A 3,201-nucleotide genomic window follows, 5' to 3' on the forward strand; every position below is an offset into this window, starting at 1 on the left:
TCGTCCAGGCCTTCGGCATGGCCATGTTCCTGATCTTCTTCATCCTGCTGCTGGAATATAACAGCTTCTATCAGGTGCTGGTGACGCTCTCGACCGTCATCATGTCGGTTGCCGGCGTGCTGCTGGGCATGCTGGTCACCGGAATGAGCTTTTCGGCCATCATGACCGGCCTCGGCATCGTGGCGCTGGCCGGCATCGTGGTGAAGAACGGCATCGTGCTCATCGATACCTATAACGACTACCACCGCCATCAGGGGGTGGAGGCCGTCAAGGCCATGCTGCTGACCACCGCGCAGCGCGTGCGGCCGGTGCTGCTCACCGCCTTCCTCACGGCGCTGGGCGTCATCCCGATGTGGGCCAATGTGGAATTCGACTTCCTGCGCCGTGAAATCGTGGTGGGGGGGCTGGCCGGATCCTGGTTCATCCATCTGTCGGCGGCGCTGGTTTCGGGCCTGTTCTTCTCCACGGCGCTGACGCTGGTCATGGTTCCGGTGATGATCACCGCTCCCAGCGTCATGTGGAAGCAGATCAGGTGGCTCAGCCATCAGGGCGGGCGGCTGCGCAATTTCCTCTCCCGCCGCGATCGCAAGCCGGCCGCCGTTCCCGCAGGCTTCGACGGCATGGCCGTCGAAATTCCCGAGGAAGCCGATGGCGCCAGGCGCTACATCGTCAGCAAGGAAGCCGGCCTGGGCGACAAGCCGCAGAACGGCCCCGCCAGCCGGCCCGAGGCGGCCGAATAGGCTGGCACCGCACCGGAAGAAAGGCCCGCAGCGATGCGGGCCTTTTTGTCATGGGGCAATGCATGGCGCCCTGCCCTACTCGGCGGCCGGGGTGCCGCGCTTGACGAAACCGTCGGGGTCGTTGGTGCTCCGGCGCAGCTTCTCCTCGGCCTCGCTGGCCTCGCGCTGGCGGTTCCACATCTGGGCATAAAGGCCGTCCAGGGCCAGCAGCGCCGCATGATTGCCGCGCTCGGCGACGACGCCCTCGCGCAGCACCAGGATTTCATCGGCATTGATGACGGTGGAGAGGCGGTGGGCGATGACCACCGTGGTGCGGTTGCGCGAAACGTCGTCCAGCGCCGACTGGATATCGCGTTCCGTCTGAGTATCGAGGGCCGAGGTGGCCTCATCGAGAATGAGGATGGAGGGCGATTTGAGAATGGTGCGGGCAATGGCGACGCGCTGCTTTTCGCCGCCCGAAAGCTTGAGCCCGCGCTCGCCCACCGGCGTCTCATAGCCATGGGGCAGCGCCTCAATGAACGCACCGACCTGGGCCATGTCGGCTGCAGCATGGATTTCGGCATCGCTGGCGCCGGGGCGGCCATATTCGATATTGTAGCCAATGGTTTCGTTGAACAGCACCGTATCCTGCGGCACCATGCCGATGGCGTCGCGCAGGCTCTTCTGGGTGATGTCGCGCAGATCCTGTCCATCGATGGTGATGGCGCCGGCGGTGACGTCGTAGAAGCGGTAGAGCAGCCGGGAGATGGTGGATTTTCCGGCACCGGTGGGGCCGACAATGGCCACGGTCTTGCCGGCGGGCACCTCGAAGCTGACGCCCTTGAGGATGGGGCGCTCGGGATCGTAGTGAAAAGCGACGTTGTCGAAGCGGATGACCGGGCCGGCGATGGCCAACGGCAGGGCGCCGGGGCTATCCTCAATCTCGGGGTCCTGATCGAGCAGGCGGAACATGGCCTCGATATCGGTAAGGCCCTGGCGCAGCTCGCGATAGACGAAGCCGATGAAGTTGAGCGGCCGGTAGACCTGCATCAGGAAGGTATTGAGCAGCACGAAATCGCCCAGGGTCAGCGTGCCGTCGAGCACGCCGCGCACCGCCATGATGGAAATGACCAATAGGCCGGCATAAAAGATAACCGCCTGGCCGAAATTAAGCAGGCCCAGCGAGGTCCAGATGCGGATAGCCGAGCGCTCATAGCCGGCCATGGAGGCGTCGAAGCGCTGGGCCTCCATGCCTTCATTGGTGAAATATTTGACCGTTTCGTAGTTGAGCAGGCTATCGACCGCCTTGCCATTGGCGTCGGTGTCGCTCTCGTTCATGTCGCGGCGGATGGCGATGCGCCAGTTCGAAGCCTTGATGGTGAAATAGAGATAGGCCCAGACCATCACCACCAGTACGCCGAGATAGGTCCAGCCGAACATCCAGGCGAAAATGACGGCGGTGATGGCAAATTCCACCAGCGTGGGCATGATGTTGAGCATCGTGAAGCGCACGATGGTCTCGATGCCCTTGGTGCCGCGCTCGATGACGCGGCTCAGCCCGCCCGTGCGCCGGGCAAGATGGAAACGCAGCGACAGCCGGTGCAGATGCTCGAAGGTCTCCAGCGCCAGCTTGCGCACGGCATGCTGGCCGACACTGGCAAAGAGCACGTCGCGCAATTGCTGGAAGCCGGCATCGATGACATTGCCCAGCGCATAGGCGACGGCCAGCGCGATGGGCACGGAAAGGCCCAGAATGAGGGCGCCATGCTCGCCCGAGCCATCCAGGCCGTCGATAATGCCCTTATAGGCGAAGGGGACAAGGGTGGTGGCGACCTTGCTGACCAGAAGGGCAGCAATGGCCAGCAGTACGCGCAGGCGCAGGTCGGGCCGGCCGGCCGGCCACATATAGGCCCACAGATTGCGGATCGTGGAGACAATGGAGCCTTCGTCCGCGCTGACGGACGGCTTTTTTTCAACGCTGTCGAGGGCCATCAGGCGGTTTCCGCTTCCAGCCGGGGGGCGACATTGCCGAACTCGGCGATCATCCCGGTATAGGCCGCGCCCAAGGCGGCCAGGCGCTCATGCTGGACGATGTAGCAATTGCGGGTGCCGCGCGGGCGGCGCTCGATTAGGCCGGCGTCGAGCAACACCTTGATGTGCTGGGACACAGTGGACTGGGCCAGGGTCAATTCGTCGGTGACATCGGCGCAGCAACACTCGCCCCGCTCCTGGCGGGCCAGGATGCGCAGGATGTTGAGCCTTACGGGGTGGCCCATCGCCCGCATGATGGTGGCAATATCGTCGTCGTGCATGGGATCGGGATCGTTTATCGTCATTTGACGATAAAATGGGGCTTCTCAACCGAATAATCAATGGCCCGCCTGGCGGCGGGCCATTTTGTGCCCGGTTTAGTTGGGCAAATCGAAGACCTGGCCGGGATAGATCAGGTCCGGGTCGCGGATCTGGCCGGTATTGGCCTGGT

3 protein-coding genes are annotated in these 3,201 nt (G+C 63.5%); 1 reads left to right on the top strand and 2 read right to left on the bottom strand.

The features are described from left to right. A partial coding sequence (locus tag VDP82_RS16150) for an efflux RND transporter permease subunit (protein ID WP_323015854.1) occupies positions 1-740 on the top strand: 740 nt, incomplete at its 5' end. A 75-nt stretch (positions 741-815) separates the two neighbouring features. On the opposite strand, the gene VDP82_RS16155 is transcribed toward VDP82_RS16150, so the two are convergent. Continuing rightward, on the bottom strand, positions 816-2,711 hold the full coding sequence (locus tag VDP82_RS16155; protein ID WP_323015855.1) for an ABC transporter ATP-binding protein/permease: 1,896 nt from the start codon (positions 2,709-2,711) through the stop codon (positions 816-818). Continuing rightward, the gene (locus VDP82_RS16160; protein ID WP_323015856.1) at positions 2,711-3,055 is read right to left on the bottom strand and encodes a metalloregulator ArsR/SmtB family transcription factor; all 345 of its coding nucleotides are present in this window, start codon (positions 3,053-3,055) and stop codon (positions 2,711-2,713) included. The genes VDP82_RS16155 and VDP82_RS16160 overlap by 1 nt, the downstream gene beginning before the upstream one ends. Positions 3,056-3,201 lie beyond the last annotated feature (146 nt).

The sequence above is a fragment of the Devosia sp. genome, assembly GCF_034675085.1.
In the GTDB taxonomy this organism is placed as follows: Bacteria; Pseudomonadota; Alphaproteobacteria; order Rhizobiales; family Devosiaceae; genus Devosia.

What these genes read in the sequence shown, in the direction of transcription:
- VDP82_RS16155 (WP_323015855.1), bottom strand. Translation starts at nt 2,711, where the DNA reads ATGGCCCTCGACAGCGTTGAAAAAAAGCCGTCCGTCAGCGCGGACGAA.
- VDP82_RS16160 (WP_323015856.1), bottom strand. Translation starts at nt 3,055, where the DNA reads ATGACGATAAACGATCCCGATCCCATGCACGACGACGATATTGCCACC.